Annotated in this window: 15 protein-coding genes; 12 read left to right on the forward strand and 3 right to left on the reverse strand. The window is 56.7% G+C overall.

What is annotated here, in order from left to right; translation table 11 throughout:
* Positions 1 to 374: 374 nt before the first annotated feature.
* Positions 375 to 2,603 (reverse strand): molybdopterin-dependent oxidoreductase, encoded by a 2,229-nt coding sequence (locus ACTCIA_RS02955; RefSeq protein ID WP_463000315.1) that lies wholly within the window; start codon positions 2,601 to 2,603, stop codon positions 375 to 377.
* A 785-nt stretch (positions 2,604 to 3,388) separates the two neighbouring features.
* Between ACTCIA_RS02955 and ACTCIA_RS02960 the strand changes: the two genes are divergently transcribed.
* Positions 3,389 to 4,558, forward strand: a complete 1,170-nt coding sequence (locus ACTCIA_RS02960) for an MFS transporter (RefSeq protein WP_463000316.1) — start codon at positions 3,389 to 3,391, stop codon at positions 4,556 to 4,558.
* A 7-nt stretch (positions 4,559 to 4,565) separates the two neighbouring features.
* Here the strand turns inward: ACTCIA_RS02960 and ACTCIA_RS02965 are convergent, their stop codons facing one another.
* Entirely contained in the window at positions 4,566 to 5,192 is a 627-nt protein-coding gene (locus ACTCIA_RS02965) for a lysostaphin resistance A-like protein (protein ID WP_463000317.1), read from the reverse strand.
* A complete protein-coding gene (gene menA, locus ACTCIA_RS02970) occupies positions 5,189 to 6,079 on the reverse strand; it encodes a 1,4-dihydroxy-2-naphthoate octaprenyltransferase (RefSeq protein WP_463000318.1) in 891 nt (296 codons plus the stop codon). Before menA ends, ACTCIA_RS02965 begins: the two co-directional genes overlap by 4 nt.
* 328 nt (positions 6,080 to 6,407) lie before the next feature.
* Between menA and yedE the strand changes: the two genes are divergently transcribed.
* From yedE to phnD, 11 genes are all read left to right on the forward strand, one after another.
* Positions 6,408 to 7,505: a YedE family putative selenium transporter gene (yedE, locus tag ACTCIA_RS02975; RefSeq protein ID WP_463000319.1), complete on the forward strand. Its 1,098-nt coding sequence runs from the start codon at positions 6,408 to 6,410 to the stop codon at positions 7,503 to 7,505.
* Positions 7,502 to 7,726 (forward strand): sulfurtransferase TusA family protein, encoded by a 225-nt coding sequence (locus ACTCIA_RS02980; RefSeq protein ID WP_463000320.1) that lies wholly within the window; start codon positions 7,502 to 7,504, stop codon positions 7,724 to 7,726. The genes yedE and ACTCIA_RS02980 overlap by 4 nt, the downstream gene beginning before the upstream one ends.
* Positions 7,727 to 7,737: 11 nt before the next feature.
* Entirely contained in the window at positions 7,738 to 8,286 is a 549-nt protein-coding gene (locus tag ACTCIA_RS02985) for a DUF3343 domain-containing protein (protein ID WP_463000321.1), read from the forward strand.
* On the forward strand, positions 8,274 to 9,134 hold the full coding sequence (locus ACTCIA_RS02990; protein ID WP_463000322.1) for an NAD(P)H-hydrate dehydratase: 861 nt from the start codon (positions 8,274 to 8,276) through the stop codon (positions 9,132 to 9,134). The genes ACTCIA_RS02985 and ACTCIA_RS02990 overlap by 13 nt, the downstream gene beginning before the upstream one ends.
* Complete coding sequence (locus tag ACTCIA_RS02995) at positions 9,131 to 9,358, forward strand: hypothetical protein (protein WP_463000323.1); 228 nt, start codon at positions 9,131 to 9,133, stop codon at positions 9,356 to 9,358. The genes ACTCIA_RS02990 and ACTCIA_RS02995 overlap by 4 nt, the downstream gene beginning before the upstream one ends.
* A gap of 45 nt (positions 9,359 to 9,403) precedes the next feature.
* Entirely contained in the window at positions 9,404 to 10,243 is an 840-nt protein-coding gene (locus ACTCIA_RS03000; protein WP_463000324.1) for a phosphate ABC transporter substrate-binding protein, read from the forward strand.
* A gap of 30 nt (positions 10,244 to 10,273) precedes the next feature.
* Positions 10,274 to 11,140: a PstC family ABC transporter permease gene (locus tag ACTCIA_RS03005; protein ID WP_463000325.1), complete on the forward strand. Its 867-nt coding sequence runs from the start codon at positions 10,274 to 10,276 to the stop codon at positions 11,138 to 11,140.
* 40 nt (positions 11,141 to 11,180) lie between these two features.
* On the forward strand, positions 11,181 to 11,999 hold the full coding sequence (locus ACTCIA_RS03010) for a PstA family ABC transporter permease (protein WP_463000326.1): 819 nt from the start codon (positions 11,181 to 11,183) through the stop codon (positions 11,997 to 11,999).
* A complete protein-coding gene (locus tag ACTCIA_RS03015; RefSeq protein WP_463000327.1) occupies positions 11,990 to 12,757 on the forward strand; it encodes a phosphate ABC transporter ATP-binding protein in 768 nt (255 codons plus the stop codon). Before ACTCIA_RS03010 ends, ACTCIA_RS03015 begins: the two co-directional genes overlap by 10 nt.
* Positions 12,758 to 12,876: 119 nt before the next feature.
* Positions 12,877 to 13,650, forward strand: coding sequence for a phosphonate ABC transporter ATP-binding protein (gene phnC / locus ACTCIA_RS03020; RefSeq protein ID WP_463000328.1), 774 nt, complete (start codon positions 12,877 to 12,879; stop codon positions 13,648 to 13,650).
* Between the two features lie 59 nt (positions 13,651 to 13,709).
* Positions 13,710 to 14,579 (forward strand): phosphate/phosphite/phosphonate ABC transporter substrate-binding protein, encoded by an 870-nt coding sequence (gene phnD, locus ACTCIA_RS03025; protein ID WP_463000329.1) that lies wholly within the window; start codon positions 13,710 to 13,712, stop codon positions 14,577 to 14,579.
* Positions 14,580 to 14,653 lie beyond the last annotated feature (74 nt).

Here is a 14,653-nt window from a genome sequence, read left to right on the forward strand (position 1 = left end):
CTTCTAAGTAACTTCGTTCAAGGTTCAAAGTTCAAGGTTCAAGGTTCAAAAGAATAAAATCAAAGCTTTTAAGCATGCGGCAAAAAGTTATTTGCAGTGTTCGGTCCTGGCTGCGGCCCGGGGGGAACACTTCTAAATAACTTCAAAAAAGTTGCTGTTCGTGCTTGGCTCTAAAATTTTCGCATGATGCCGACCCGGTGGCGGTTTGCTCCCTGCTGACCGCTTGCGCGCTCAATGCGACTCGCAACCCACCCCCGGGCCGGCATCATGGCCGACTGTGTGCAAAGTTTCACACCAAGGAGGTCCGGAGCAACACATATAAACAACTTCAGAAAAAGTTACTGGTATAGCCCGGCCGCAGGGTTTCCTTCCTGTCAGCTCACGGTGACGGCAATGCCGTTTAACACGGCTGTGGCAGACAGGGGATCCACTGCCCCCGGCACAATGCGGTTGGTGTTGACACCCGGATTTGCCCCGGCCACCTGCATCTGCATTCCTTCCATGTCATGGCCCCATCCGTGGGGCAGGCTCACCACCCCTTCCATGACCCGGTCTGTGATTTCCACCGGCGCGCTCACGCTGCCGGCATCTGATGTGATCTGTGCTGTCTGCCCGTTTTGGAGTCCCAGCCGGGCGGCATCTTCGGGGTTGACCTGCAGGGTGCACGGGTTTTTTGCCGATAAAGCCGGTATGTTGTGCATCCAGGAATTGTTGGTGCGCAAATGCCGACGCCCGATCAGGCGCAGGGGCCGGCCCGTGTCTGAACTGGTTTCCTCCGGATTTCCCAGATCTGCCATGGCCTTTTGAAACACGTCAGCAAGCAAATGGATTTTTCCGTCCGGGTTGGAAACAGCGCTGTCAATCCAGGATTCAAGGGGGCCCAGGTCCACGCCCCTGGGGCTGGCAAGCAGTTTGTCCAGGCTCAGCCCGTCTGGCTTAAGACCGAAATTGTCTCCGTAAGGGCCGATGCGCAAAAGCAGGTCCAAAACCCGTTCCGGTCCCCTGCGGCCGGAAAGCATGCCAATCAGGGAGTCCGGGCTGACCCCGGCTTTTTGCTCTCCGCCCATGGCCGAAATCACGCCGGCTGCCAGCTGGCTGACCATGGCATCGGCAATTTCTCCCGGATCGGCCGACGCCCCCCGGCCCTGGCCGATCAGGGCCAGGTGGGCCAGAATTTCCCATTTGTCTTTTTCTTCCGGCCCTTTTTCAAATATCGGCGGGCAATAGGCTGCAAAATTGCGCACAGACAGGCCGTGGAAGAAAACATCGTAATGGCCGTGGCTCAAAATTGAAGCCGGCGGCAGGATTACATCGGCCCTGCGGGTGGACTCGTTAATGTAGTAATCTACGCTGACCATGAAATCAAGCCCGGCCATGGCCGCATCCAGGCGGTCGCTTTCAGGCACGGCCACCACCGGATTGCCGGCCACTGTGACAAGAGCCCGGATTTGCCCGTCTCCCGGGGTCTCCATTTCTTCGGCCATCAGTGCCGCCGGCAGTTCCCCGCAGACTTCCGGTGCATCCGACACCCTTGAGCGCCACCGGCCGGTGGCAAAGCCCTTTCTGGCAATGCTGCCGTCAGGCACGTGGGGGGCTTTGGGAAAACCCGTGCCGCCTTTGGCATCCAGGTTGCCGGTGAGGATGTTGATGACCTCGATGAGCCAGGAGCAAAGGGTTCCAAAGGCGGCGGTGCAGGTTCCCATGCGGCCGTAGACCGCACATTTATCAGCCTGGCCGATTTTTTCAGCCAGGAGGGTGATCTCATCTTCGGCCACCCCGCACAGGGGTGCAGCCGCCTGGGGGGTCCAGGGGGAAACCGCTTCCTTGAGGGCGGAAATGTCTGCGGGACCCAGAAAATCAGATAGATGCCCGGGTTTGACCATATCCCGGGCAAACAGCACGTTGACAATGGCACACAGCATGTACACATCTGTTCCCGGCCGGATAAACAAATGCTGGTCTGCGGCCTCTGCGGTTCGGGTTCTGGCCGGGTCGATGACAATCATTTTGCCGCCCCGGCTCTGCAGGTCCCGGACCCGGCCCGGCATGTCCGGGGCGGTCATGAGACTGCCGTTGGAAACATACGGGTTGGCCCCGAAGACCACAAACAAATCCGTGCGGTCGATATCCGGCACAGGGATTCGGCCCGGGTGCCCGTAGAGCCATCCGCAGGCGGCCATCTTGGGCATCTGGTCCACCGTGGAGGCGGAGTAGAAGTTTTTGGTTTTAAATGCCTTTGCCATGGGGCGGACAAACATGCCGCCGGCCATGGTGTGGGTATTGGGGTTGCCCAGGTATATGGCCACGCTGTCGTTTCCATGGGCCTTTCGGATGCGGGTGAGGTTTTCTTCCACCAGGGCCAGGGCCTCGTCCCAGCCCGCCTTTCGAAATTGGCCGTTTTCCCGGATCATGGGAGAGGTCAGACGGTCCGGGTCTTCGTGGAGGTCTTTTAGGGCAATGCCCTTTGGGCAGCAAAATCCCTTGCTCATGGGATGCTGCTGATCTCCCCGGATTTTTTCCACGCGGTTTTCCGACAGGGTGATTTCCAGGCCGCAGCCGGCCTCGCACAGGGGACAGGTCCGAAAAGCAGTGGTTTGGGTCATTTTTGCTCCTGCAAAAGAAGTAGATGGTTGGCAATGGATTGCTGGCAATAGCGCCTGATGCAAACGAAACAAAAAAAATCATACCACGTCAAAAGTGAAAATCAAAAGCGGAAAAAGGTCTCTTCCAGGTTTTTCGCAAGGGCAGGAATGGGGGCGGGTTTGTTTGCCTGCGGATCGCTTTGGCCGATTGTCCCGGGGCTTTGGCTGGAATTTTAAAAACTCGGGCTGATCGCCCTCAGACAGTTTAAAATTCCGGACGCCAAAGCCCCGGGACAATCTTTTGGCCAAACCGCTCCAATGCAGTCAAACAAACCCGCCCCCACCCCTGCCCATGAACAACTCAAAGTAAGCTTGAAAAAATGCATTGTTGTGATGGCCTGTCAAATTGGATGGTTTCGTAAAAAAGTAAGTTTTTAGATGGCGCTGGAAAAAGATTACAGCAGAAGATATACAGTGGTTTCCAGGTTGGGCATATACTCAGCGCTGCCAGGCAAGTCCGCGGGCGGGGGCGGTTTGTAAGCGACATTGAGCGTTTCCGGGATACACTCAGCCAATGCCGAAGCGAGTAAATTTCAAATTGTCCGGGGCTGGATGGATGAAACCCGGAAACGGTCAGGAGCAAAAAAACCGGCCCCGACTGCGGGCTTGCCTCCCTTAGATTGCGGGATTCTGTGTCGGCCCGGACTTCGCGATAGCTTCCCCCGAACGTTGCGTTTTGGAAAGGGGCGTATTATGATGCCTTGGGGTTTTTGGGATTAAATTGCAACCGGGTGTGGTGGATCAACATGCGTTTTTTCAGGGACGGAAATCTGCTGATCCTGCTTGCGGTGGTCATGTTTGCGGTCACCGGCGGCAGCCTTGTGGGCCCGATTCTGCCGGAGATGATCAACCTGGAGGGGGCCACGGGCAGAAACGTGGGCCTGGCCCTGAGCGCCTACACCTTTGCCGCCATGGTGGCTACCCCGCTTCTGGGACCGGTGGCTGACCGGTTTGGCAGAAAAAAGGTGATTGTTCCCTCGGTGATGCTGTTTGGGGCGGCCGGACTGCTGATCACCTTTACCCGGTCGTTCTGGGTTGTGCTGGTATGGCGGGCCCTTCAGGGAATCGCCGTGGGGGGCATGATGAATACCGTGGTGGCGGCCATCGGGGATATGTATGAGGAGCCGGACCGGACCCGGGCCATGGGATACCGGATAACGGTGCAGGGGCTGACAAACGCCACCGTGCCGTTTGTCTCCGGGGCCATTGCCGTGTTTGCCTGGTTTCTGCCCTTTTACATCCACGCCGCGGCCATGGTGCTTGCAATTGTTGCGGGTTTTCGGCTAAAGGAGCCGGGCAGAAGCGCCCGGACCCCGGGATACATGATCAAGGCCCTGGCCGCCATTGCCAACACCCGGGCGGTCTGGCTGTTTTTTTCAAATTTTATGGGATTTGTTCTGCTCTACGGCATTGTGGTCTACATGCCGATTCTCGTGGTGCGCGACTTCGGGCTCACCACCCTGCATTCCGGGCTGGCCATATCCGCTGCCGCCGGAGTGTCGGGCCTGGTGGCCTCCCGGGCCGGGGCCGTGAGCCGGCATTTTTGCGAGCAAACCCGGGTGATTTGGGGATTTGCCTGCTGCGGGATAAGCCACCTGCTCACGGGCTTTGCCGGAAGTTATCCGCTTCTGCTGGTGTTTATGGGGGTGTGGGGCCTGGGATTCGGGGTTCTGATGCCCACGCTCAATTCCGCTGCCGCCGGTCTGGTGGCAACTGAGCTGCGCGCCGGGGTGCTGTCGGTGTTCACCCTGCTGATTTACCTGGGCCAGACCGTATCCCCGCTGTTTCTTGCCTTGTTTGTAACAGATACCGCCGTACGGGGCGCATTTTTTGCCGGAAGCGCAATTGCGGTGATTCCGTTTTTGTTTGCCGTTTATATGCGCATGTTCGGCTCCCTGCCGGCCCGCAGCCCCTAAAGGCCTTCTACGGCACCGGCATGACCGCAAAGATAAATGTGCTCCAGATGCAGTGGGAGATGATCACCGGGGACAGATCCTTGAACCGCCAGTACATAATCCCCCAGAAGGCCCCGGCAACACCGGCTGCGGCCGTGAGCATGAAGTTGCCCGAGCTGATATGCACGCCCGCGTAACAAAGGGTTGCCAGAAGCCATCCGCCTGCCCCGCCAAAGCGCACCATGAGCTGGCGCTGCAGATAGCCCCGCCAGTAAATTTCCTCGCACGGTCCGGTAATGAAAAAAAGCAAAAGAATGATGAGCCATTGGGGCGTGCCTTCGCCTTTGTCGTAAATGGCCCCGATCTGGTCGCCGGCAAAGGGCAGCAGGGCCGTTGAAAGGGTTTTTCCGGCCCAGAAAAGCAGATACAGCAAAGCCGCAGATACCAGACCGATGGCAATACTGCGCCAGTTAATGCGAAAATCCATGAGCCGGGCGGGCTGGAGGAAAAACGAGAGCACGGCCAGGACAAAAGCGGAAAACGCGATTTTAAACCAGAACACCCCGAACTGCAGGTAAAAGGTCATCCACCACAGCAGGGCGGCAAGGACCACGGTTGCGGCCACGGGTTTCCAGGCAAAGCGGTACTGATTCATAAAAGGGCCTCGGCAATCAGAGAGATCAGCAGCAGCACGCCAAACACCGTGTCGAGCCGGGCTGTGCGCGCATCTGCGTCCTTGGGGATTGTTTCCGACATGATCCGCAGGATGCTGACGGCAATGGGTATGGAGAAAAACACCATCAAAGACCACCACGAGAGAATCCCGGCGAGAATCATCACCAGAATGCTGAGGTAAGCTGCGGCAATCAGGGCGGCATACAGGTAAAAACCCTTTTGCGCCCCCAGCACGATGGCGATTGTGCGGATGCGGCGGCTTTTGTCATGGGCGATATCGCGCAGATTATTGGCCAGCAGCACCAGGGCCACGATGGTGCCAAAGGGGATGCTGATCCACAATGCATGGGCGCTGAATTGCTGATGCTGGACATAATAGGTGCCCTCCACCATGAGCGGTCCCCACATGAGAAACACCGAAAATTCGCCCAGGGCGATGTACTTGTAGCTCACTGGCGGGGCCGTGTAGGCCAGGCTGGCCAGCACGCCCACAACACCGATGGTCAGAATCGGCCAGCCCCTTTCGGCAGCCAGCCACAGGCCAATGCCCGCGCCAATGGCAAAAAGCAGACAGGATGCGGCCAGCACGCTTTTGGGCCGCAGTTTTCCCTCCACCAGCGGGTGCGGCCGGTACTGGGCAGTGGCGGCCGCAACCGTGTCCACGCCCTTTTGCACGTCATAATAGTCATTGATCAGGTTTGTGGCGGCATGCAGAAAAACCGCACCCAGCAGAGTGGCGGCAAAAAGCGTCCAGGAAAAAGGCCCGTCAATGGCCGCCACAGCTCCTCCCACGCCGATGGAAATAGCGGTCATGATAAACGACCAGGGGCGGCTGGCCAGAAACCAGTTGCGGTAAAGTTCCGTCACTTGCAAAAAAACCTGTTGTTTGGCGTCAATCCGGCAACATCCGGAAATCCCCGGATTTTTGATAAACAGGAAACATACGCCAAGTACACCCGGGCGTCAAGCGCAAAAATCCCGATACCCGGAAGCCTGCCGGCAGCTTCTGTGCTGCATCCGGCGGAAAACCCCCTTTCATAGGCAGTTTCTATGATTGTGAAAAGTTTGATCGAAATTAGCGATTTGACACATAAATAATCTTGATCATAGATATATCTTAAAACTCAGAGGAGCTGCGCACGCGGCCAAACAGGAGTGATGTGTCTTAACCGAGCGCCGGAAAAGGGGTGACTGAATGAAAAATGTTTTTGCCACAAGATGGGGGATCATCGCTGTGGGCGCGGTGATCGGAGCGGGGGCCGCGATGCTTCAGTATCTTGGAAATCCGGGCAACATGGGCATTTGCGTTGCCTGCTTTGAAAGAGATATTGCCGGGGCCGTGGGTTTTCACAGGGCTGCTGTGGTGCAATATATGCGTCCGGAAATCATCGGTTTCGTGCTGGGGTCTCTGGCTGCGGCCCTGGCTTTTAGAGAATTCCGGCCGCGGGGTGGATCAGCGCCCATTGTCCGGTTTTTTCTGGGCGTGTTTGCCATGATCGGAGCTCTGGTGTTTCTGGGATGTCCGTGGCGGGCCATGCTTCGGCTGGCCGGCGGGGACGGAAATGCCATTTTGGGACTCATCGGGCTGATTGCCGGCATTTGGATCGGCACGCGGTTTTTGAAAAAAGGCTACAGTCTGGGCCGGACCCAGAAGCTTGCTCCTGGGGCGGGCTGGGTGCTGCCGGCTGTTTTTGCCGCTCTTTTTGTGCTCATGCTGATCTATCCCCGGGCAGAGGGCGCGGAGAAAACCGGGATTTTGTTTTACAGCGTCAAGGGCCCGGGTGCCATGTACGCCCCCCTGGCGGTTTCTGTTATCGCCGGCCTGGTTATCGGTTTTATCGCCCAGAGAAGCCGGTTTTGCACCATGGGTGCCTTCCGGGACCTGATTTTGTTTAAGCAGGTGCATCTGTTCTCCGGGGTGGTGGCCCTGGTGATCTCCGCCGGGCTCGTCAACCTGATCCTCGGCCAGTTTCAACCGGGTTTTGCCGGCCAGCCCGTGGCCCATACCCAGCATGTATGGAACGCCATGGGCATGGTGCTGGCGGGTCTGGCCTTTGCTTTGGCGGGGGGGTGTCCGGGCCGGCAGTTGTTTTTGTCCGGTGAGGGCGACGGGGATGCGGCCATATTCGTGCTGGGCATGATCGTGGGCGCGGCTGTCTCCCACAATTTCGGCCTGGCCAGTTCACCGGCCGGCGTGGGGCCCCACGGGATTGCCGCGGTTGTCATCGGCCTGGCTGTCTGCCTGGTCATCGGGTTTACCATGAAACAGCCCCAAACAGGAGGCGCAAGATGAGTCAAACAGTGGATGCACGGGGACTTTCCTGCCCCCAGCCGGTTTTGATGGCCCTGGATGCCATCAAAAAATCACAGGAGACGGAAATGGAGGTGTTCGTGGATACCGAGGCCTCCCGGGAAAACGTCAGCCGGGCCGTTGAAAGCCAGGGATGGAAAGTGGAAAGCATTGCCACCGAAGGGGAAACCTTTCGCCTGGAAATCCGGAAAGCCGCAAAATAAGGAATCCATATTTGGGACTGTTGTCCTTTTTTCGCAAAGAGAACAAACAGCCTCCGGTCTCTCTGCGGGACAGGGGGATTCTGGTGTTTGAAAACACCAGTGAGGTGATCGGCGCGGAAAATGTTCTGAAAAAGGGAGGCTGGCGCATCCGGGTCATGGGGCCGCCCCCGGAAATCCGCACCGGCTGCGATCTGGTCATCGAGTTTCCCCTGGTTTCGGAGCTGGAAATCGTCCGCACCCTGGAAGAAGCCGAAATCACGCCCCTGCAGGTGGTTGCCGTGTCAGACGGGCTGCTTGAACCGGTCAATGTTTTTTTTACCACTGATTACGGCGAGTTTGTGATGGTTCAGGCCGCCAACATGAAAATCACCGTGGACAAGCGGGATTTGACAGTTGTCAATATCTCGGGCGGGGGTTGTCCGGACGTGCCGTATTTAGCTGCGCAAATGGTGGGCCGACGGCTTGACCAGGCTCCGGAGCCGCGCAGCATCGGCCACACCCTGTGCGGATATGCCCTGCAGCTGGCCTTTGAGGAGATCACGCGAAAATGTTTGCCATAGTGGGCACCGTGCCCGAGCAAGACTTTCCCCTGGTTTGCGGGCAGGCCCGGGTATCGGAACAAAACCTGTTTATTGACAATCATTGCGTTGCGGTCAATCGGGGGACACCGGCACTTTTGGCAACCGCGGCAAAGGCGTGCGCCTTTTTTGGCGCAGATCCGCCCATGGCTTACCTGGCCGGGGATATCGGCAGGGGCGGGGGAAGCCGTAAGGTCTATGCGTATCTGGAGCAAAGCCTCGGCCAATGCCGCTATGAAAGCATAACGTTTCATTACATCCAGCCGGATGTGGACTGGCACAACAGGGTTTTGTTTGCTGTTGAAAACATGCATCCGCGCCCGGTGCTGATCGCGGATGCCGGGTTTATGTATGCAGCCAAGATGAGCGGACAGGCGGCCGCTTATGACGTGTTCACCCCGGATATGGGGGAACTGGCTTTTCTGGCGGATCCGGAAGCCCCTCACCCTTTTTATACACGGGGATTTATCTTTCATGAACCGTACAGGGCAAAGGAACTGATTGCATCAGCCTATGCGCACCGCAATGCATCCAGGTATCTTCTGGTCAAGGGGAAAACCGATATTGCCGCAGATGAAAACGGCATTCTTGACACTGTCAGCCAGCCTGTGGTGCCTGCCATGGAGGCCATCGGCGGCACCGGCGATATCATTACCGGCCTGATCGCGGCTTTTACCGGCCTGGGAAAAGATCCCCTGACAGCATGCATTCAGGCATCGGCTGTCAGCCGCCTGGCCGGAAAACTGGCAAATCCGGATCCCGGAACCCGGGTCATGGACATCATTGAGCAAATACCCGCCGCACTGAAGCGGTTTTTTGAAGAAAAATGAATAGGTTGGACAAATCTGTAAAAATCACCCCGCAGATGACCGTGCTTGACGTGGTCAGCCATTACCGAAAGGCAGAAGCCGTTTTTAAGCGCTACGATGCTGCGGCCGGAGAATGCATCTGCTGCAATGCCCTTTTTGACTCCCTGGGCGATGTGGCAGACAAATATTGTCTGGATCTTGCCCGGCTGATCACGGATCTGGAGCAGGCCGTCCGGGAGGATTGAAGAAATCGACTTTTCTTCTAAGCAACATCAGAAAGGAGTTTTTTTATGTTCCGCAGAATCTTTTTTGTTTTTCTCTGTTTGTGCACGGCTGTTTTCAGCCTCCAGCCGGTATGGGCCGGGTCATCTGATTTATCGGCATTTGACGGGTTGTCCGGCAGGTTGACCATTGCCGGCGGCACGGCGCATATCCCGGTGATGAAACAGGCCGCCCGGCAGATCATGGAGCATAATCCGGATATCGCCATCACCGTGGCCGGCGGCGGCTCCGGGGTGGGGGTCCAGAAAGTCGGTGCCGGTCTGGTGGATATCGGAAACACCGGACGGGCCTTAAGCGAGAAGGAGCGCGACAAGTTCGGGCTCAAATCCTATGCTTTTGCCGTGGACGGTGTCGGCCTTGCTGTTCATCCGGACAATCCCGTAAACAATTTGAGCAAAGACCAGGTTAAAGGCATTTTTGCCGGCGAGATTGGTTCCTGGAAGCAAGTTGGGGGAGCTGATCGGCAGATCAACCTGTATACCCGGGATGAGGCCAGCGGAACCCGGAGCGTTTTCTGGAAAAAAGCCCTGGACAAGGGCCCGGTGGCTGTGGAGGCCAATGTGATCCAGTCCAACGGGGCCATGAAAGTGGCGATCTCCAGGGACCCTGATGCCATCGGCTATCTCAGCATCGGTCACATGGACGACTCGGTTTCCGGGGTGGCCATCGACGGTGTTTCCCCTACCCGGGAAAACGCTAAAGAAGGGTCTTATCCGGTGGTGCGGAAGCTGTACATGAATACAAAGGGCGAGCCCGGCAAGCTGGCCAGGACGTTTATTGATTACCTGCAGGGTCCCCGGGGCGCGCATATCGTTTCTGAAAACGGCTTTATTCCCGCCGGGCAATAGGGTTTCCATAACATCAGGATTGGGTTTGGCGTGCATTTTTCGGAAACCTTCAGCCGCATGCTGCTTTATACAGCCGCAATTGTCAGCTTGGCCTGCGTGATGGCGGTATTTGCTTTTCTGGTGTATTTTGCCTGGCCGGTCTTGGCCGGGGGTGAATGGAAGGACCTGCTCAGCTTGAACTGGCGGCCTTTCCAGGGTCACTACGGGATCCTTCCCATGATCCTGGGATCAATGTATCTCACCGTACTGGCCATGCTGGTGGCATGCCCCCTGGCCGCCGGGGTCTGTCTGTTTTGCTCCGGGCTCGGGCCGGGGCCGGCGGCAGGGGCGGTCAAAGCCCTGGTGCGCTTTATGTCCGGCATCCCCACGGTTGTTTACGGGTTTGTTGCCGCCTTTACCCTGGTACCGTTTCTGCGCAGTCATTTTTCAGGCAGTACGGGCTACTGCCTGCTTGCTGCAGGCCTGATCCTGGGTTTTCTCATATTGCCCACCATCGTGCTCATCGGGTTAAGCGCCCTGGAGCGGGTGGATCAGGAACTGTCTCTGACCTGCAGCGCCCTGGGGCTGTCCAGGGTGCAATCGCTGATTCATGTGATTTTTCCGGCTGCGTGGCCCGGGCTTTTGGCTGCGGTGCTGCTTGGCTTTGCCCGGGCGGTGGGAGACACCCTGATTGCCCTGATGCTGGCCGGAAATGCGCCCCAGCTTCCCGGTTCCCTGTTTGATTCCATCCGGACCCTCACCGCCCATATTGCCCTGGTGGTGGCCACCGACAGCCAAAGCCAGGCCTACCGCTCGGTTTTTGCTGCCGGATGCCTGCTGTTTTTCATTGCAGCAGCGGTCAATATCACGGTTTTCCGGGTGCAGCAAAAATTCGGGGGGCTTTCGCGTGACGGGTAAAGACAGGCTGATTTATTTTTTAGCCTGGAGTTGTGCCCTGGTGACAACAACCGTGGTCTGCGGCCTGCTGGGCTTTATCGCCTGGCAGGGCGGGGCTGTGCTTGGCCCGGCGCTGTTTTTCGGAGATGCGCCGGCATGGCCGGCCATTTCCGGCCAGGTACCGGTGTGGGACGGAATATGGCCGGCATGCGTGGGAACGCTTGTTCTGGTTCTGCTGGCCGCATCCCTGGCCCTTCCCTTTGGCCTGGGCTGCGGACTGTATCTGGCGATTCTGGCAAAGGGCCGGAAAAAGGCGTTCTGCAGCCTTTGCATCAATCAGCTGGCCGGCACACCGTCCATTGTCATGGGCCTTTTCGGCTTTGCCATGATTCTTTTTCTGCGGCGGACCTTTGTGCCCGGGGCCAATACCTGTCTTTTGCTTGCAGGAGTTTGCCTGGCGGTTTTGATTCTGCCGTATATCGTGCGCGCCACCCAGAATGCCGTGGAAGCCATCCCTCTGACCCAGCGGCTCATCGGCCCGTCTCTGGGCCTGACCCTGTGGCAGAACATGGTTTACAGTATACTGCCCCAGGCCTCCAGGGGGATTTTGGGAGGTGTGATTCTGGCCGTGGGCCGGGCGGCCGAGGATACAGCCGTGATTCTTTTAACCGGTGTTGTGGCCAATGCCGGACTTCCCCGGGGAGTGCTGGGGCCTTTTGAGGCCCTGCCGTTTACCATTTATTATCTGGCGGCTGAATACCGGAGTCAGTCTGAACTGCAGACGGGCTTTGGCGCCTGCCTTGAGCTTTTGATCCTGACCGCTTTGCTTTTTGTGTCTGCACGATGGATTCAGCGGAAAATCGAAAATACATGGTATTAAAAACAAAAAAGCCGTTTCTGGAGACAAAGGACCTGACTGTCGGCTTTGGCGGGCAGGTGGTGCTTGACGGAGTCAGCCTGGCTGCGGATGCCGGGGGAATCGTCTGTCTGCTGGGCCGTTCAGGTTCCGGAAAAACCACGTTTCTGCGCACATTAAACCGGCTCAACGATGAAATGGGCGCTGTCACCAAAGGATCGGTGAATCTTTTTATGGACGGCAGGTGGTGTAATATCCTCGCACCCCGCACCGACCTGCTCAATCTCCGGCGCAAGGTGGGCATGGTGTTTCAAACGCCCAACCTGATGCCGGTTTCCATTGCCAAAAATATTCTTGTTCCCCTCAGGCTTACCTCCGGGCTTGGTAAAAAGCAGTGCCGTGCCCGGATGCACAAGGTGCTGGAACAAACACAGCTTTGGCAGGAGGTCAGCCACCGGCTCGATGAGCCGGCCCTTTCCCTTTCCGGCGGCCAGCAGCAGCGTCTTTGCCTGGCCCGCTGCCTGGCCCTGGAGCCGCAGATTCTGCTTTTGGATGAACCCACGGCATCTCTTGATTTCAAAGCCGGCCGGCGCATCGAGGAACTGCTGATCCACCTGGCCAAATCCTATCCCATGCTGGTGGTCTCCCACAGTCCGGCCCAGGCAGAACGTCTGGCCCAAGCCGCCTTTGTTTTTGACTCCGGCAAAGTGGTGCACAAACTGGACAAATCAAGCATTCACCGGCATCTGCTCGAAGAATGCATCACCGGCTCTGCGAAATGAGCCTGTCCGGTGAGATTGTCCTGCCCTTCGGTTTCCCGGCCTTTCTGCTTTTACAAGGTTTTCAAGTGTAATTAAAAATTTGCTGTTTCGTCATAAAGGTGAAACATGCAGGTGCGATTTTGAGAATCGAAAATATCGCGGCAGCGATAAAACACCGTAAAAACGTAAACCTGGAATTTCACGCAGGCAGTTTCATCGCCCTTCTGGGCAAATCCGGTGCAGGGAAATCCACGCTCCTGCGCTGCTTAAACCATCTAAACCAGCCTTCCACCGGCTTTCTGGAAACACAGGGTGTTGGAAGGGTCAACAATCGCAGTCTTTTGCGCAGGCACCGCCGCCAGACCTCAATGATTTTTCAGCAGCACCAGCTCATTGCCCGGCACACAGCCCTGAAAAACGTGCTTACAGCCCGCGTTAGCAGGTATTCATGGATCAGGGGAATGGCTCCTTTTCCCCGGGCCGACAGGCTATTTGCCTGCCAGTGCCTTGAACGTGTTGGTCTGCTTTCCAAGGCCATGGAAAGAGTTGACAATCTTTCAGGCGGCCAGCAGCAGCGGGTGGGCATTGCCCGCGCCCTTGCACAGGAACCCCGTATTATTCTGGCAGACGAGCCTGTTGCCAGTCTGGATCCCGGCTCTTCCAGGGCCGTGCTTTCCCAGCTTCGTAGAATATGCCGGGAAGACGGTCTGTTGATGGTGGTAAGCCTTCACCAGGTGGAACTGGCATGTGAGTATGCAGATCGGATCATCGCCCTTTCAGATGGTCATATTGTTTTTGACGGCTCTGCCAACTGCCTGGATCAAAACCGGCTTGAGCAGATTTACGGGTGCAGTGATATTGCCGCAACCGAATCCTGGACAGAACAGAGGGCAGAAAATCTTATCGCCGCCTGAAGATACCCATGGCGGTAATCCCAGGTTTTTGATCACAAAAAAGCACAAGGAGAAACATCATGAATTATCGCACCCTCTCAATTGGTTTGATTATTGTTTTCTTTGCCCTGACAGCCCTTACGGGGGCCAGCGCCGGAGAGGCCAATCCTGAAAAATTAAGAGTCGCCCTTCTGCCAGATGAAAATGCCTCTGAGGTGATCAAGAAAAACAAACCGTTAAAAGCGTATCTGGAAAAAACAATCGGAAAAAAAATTGAACTGGTGGTGACCACGGACTACTCCTCCATGATTGAAGCCATGCGCCACGGCCGGCTTGAGCTGGCTTATTTCGGGCCCCTGTCCTATGTTCTTGCCCGTTCAAAAAGCAATATAGAAGCATTTGCAGCTCTGAGCAAAAAAGGATCCACCACTTATCATGCAGTTGTCATAGGCAATATCGAAAAGGGTGTAAACTCAATTGAAGATATTCGTGGAAAGGACATGGCCTATGGCGATCCGGCATCCACCTCCAGCCATCTGATCCCCAAATCCATGCTTGAAGACAAGGGCCTTTCCGCCCGGAACGATTACAAGGAGCATTTTCTCGGGGCCCATGACGCTGTGGCCTTAAGTGTCCAGAACGGCCGGGCCCAGGCCGGGGGGCTGTCAAAGCCCATTTTTGAGACCCTGGTTCGCAATGGGAAAATCGACAAAAGCAAAGTCAAGGTACTGGCCGTGTCCAAACCTTTTCCCCAATACCCCTGGACCATGCGGTCAGACCTGGCCCCGGGCCTGAAAGAAAAAATCAGAAATACTTTCTGGAATCTCAGTGATCCTGAAGTTTTGGCGGGATTTAAGGGTGCTACGGAATTCGGTCAAATGAGCGATGAAGACTATGATGTTGTCCGCGAACTGGCCAGTGTTCTCAATCTGGACCTTGACCGAATGTAGGATCTAAACTGAGCGATTTTTAAATTTGGCGCAGGCAGCCGGTGGCTAAAACGGCCTGCTGCCTGCGGCATATC

This window comes from Desulfosalsimonas sp. (assembly GCF_055149105.1).

Coding starts and splice junctions, on each gene's coding strand:
- ACTCIA_RS02960 (WP_463000316.1), top strand. CDS start 3,389: ATGCGTTTTTTCAGGGACGGAAATCTGCTGATCCTGCTTGCGGTGGTC.
- phnD (WP_463000329.1), top strand. CDS start 13,710: ATGAATTATCGCACCCTCTCAATTGGTTTGATTATTGTTTTCTTTGCC.
- ACTCIA_RS02955 (WP_463000315.1), bottom strand. CDS start 2,603: ATGACCCAAACCACTGCTTTTCGGACCTGTCCCCTGTGCGAGGCCGGC.
- ACTCIA_RS02980 (WP_463000320.1), top strand. CDS start 7,502: ATGAGTCAAACAGTGGATGCACGGGGACTTTCCTGCCCCCAGCCGGTT.
- yedE (WP_463000319.1), top strand. CDS start 6,408: ATGAAAAATGTTTTTGCCACAAGATGGGGGATCATCGCTGTGGGCGCG.
- ACTCIA_RS02995 (WP_463000323.1), top strand. CDS start 9,131: ATGAATAGGTTGGACAAATCTGTAAAAATCACCCCGCAGATGACCGTG.
- ACTCIA_RS02965 (WP_463000317.1), bottom strand. CDS start 5,192: ATGAATCAGTACCGCTTTGCCTGGAAACCCGTGGCCGCAACCGTGGTC.
- ACTCIA_RS03000 (WP_463000324.1), top strand. CDS start 9,404: ATGTTCCGCAGAATCTTTTTTGTTTTTCTCTGTTTGTGCACGGCTGTT.
- ACTCIA_RS02990 (WP_463000322.1), top strand. CDS start 8,274: ATGTTTGCCATAGTGGGCACCGTGCCCGAGCAAGACTTTCCCCTGGTT.
- ACTCIA_RS03015 (WP_463000327.1), top strand. CDS start 11,990: ATGGTATTAAAAACAAAAAAGCCGTTTCTGGAGACAAAGGACCTGACT.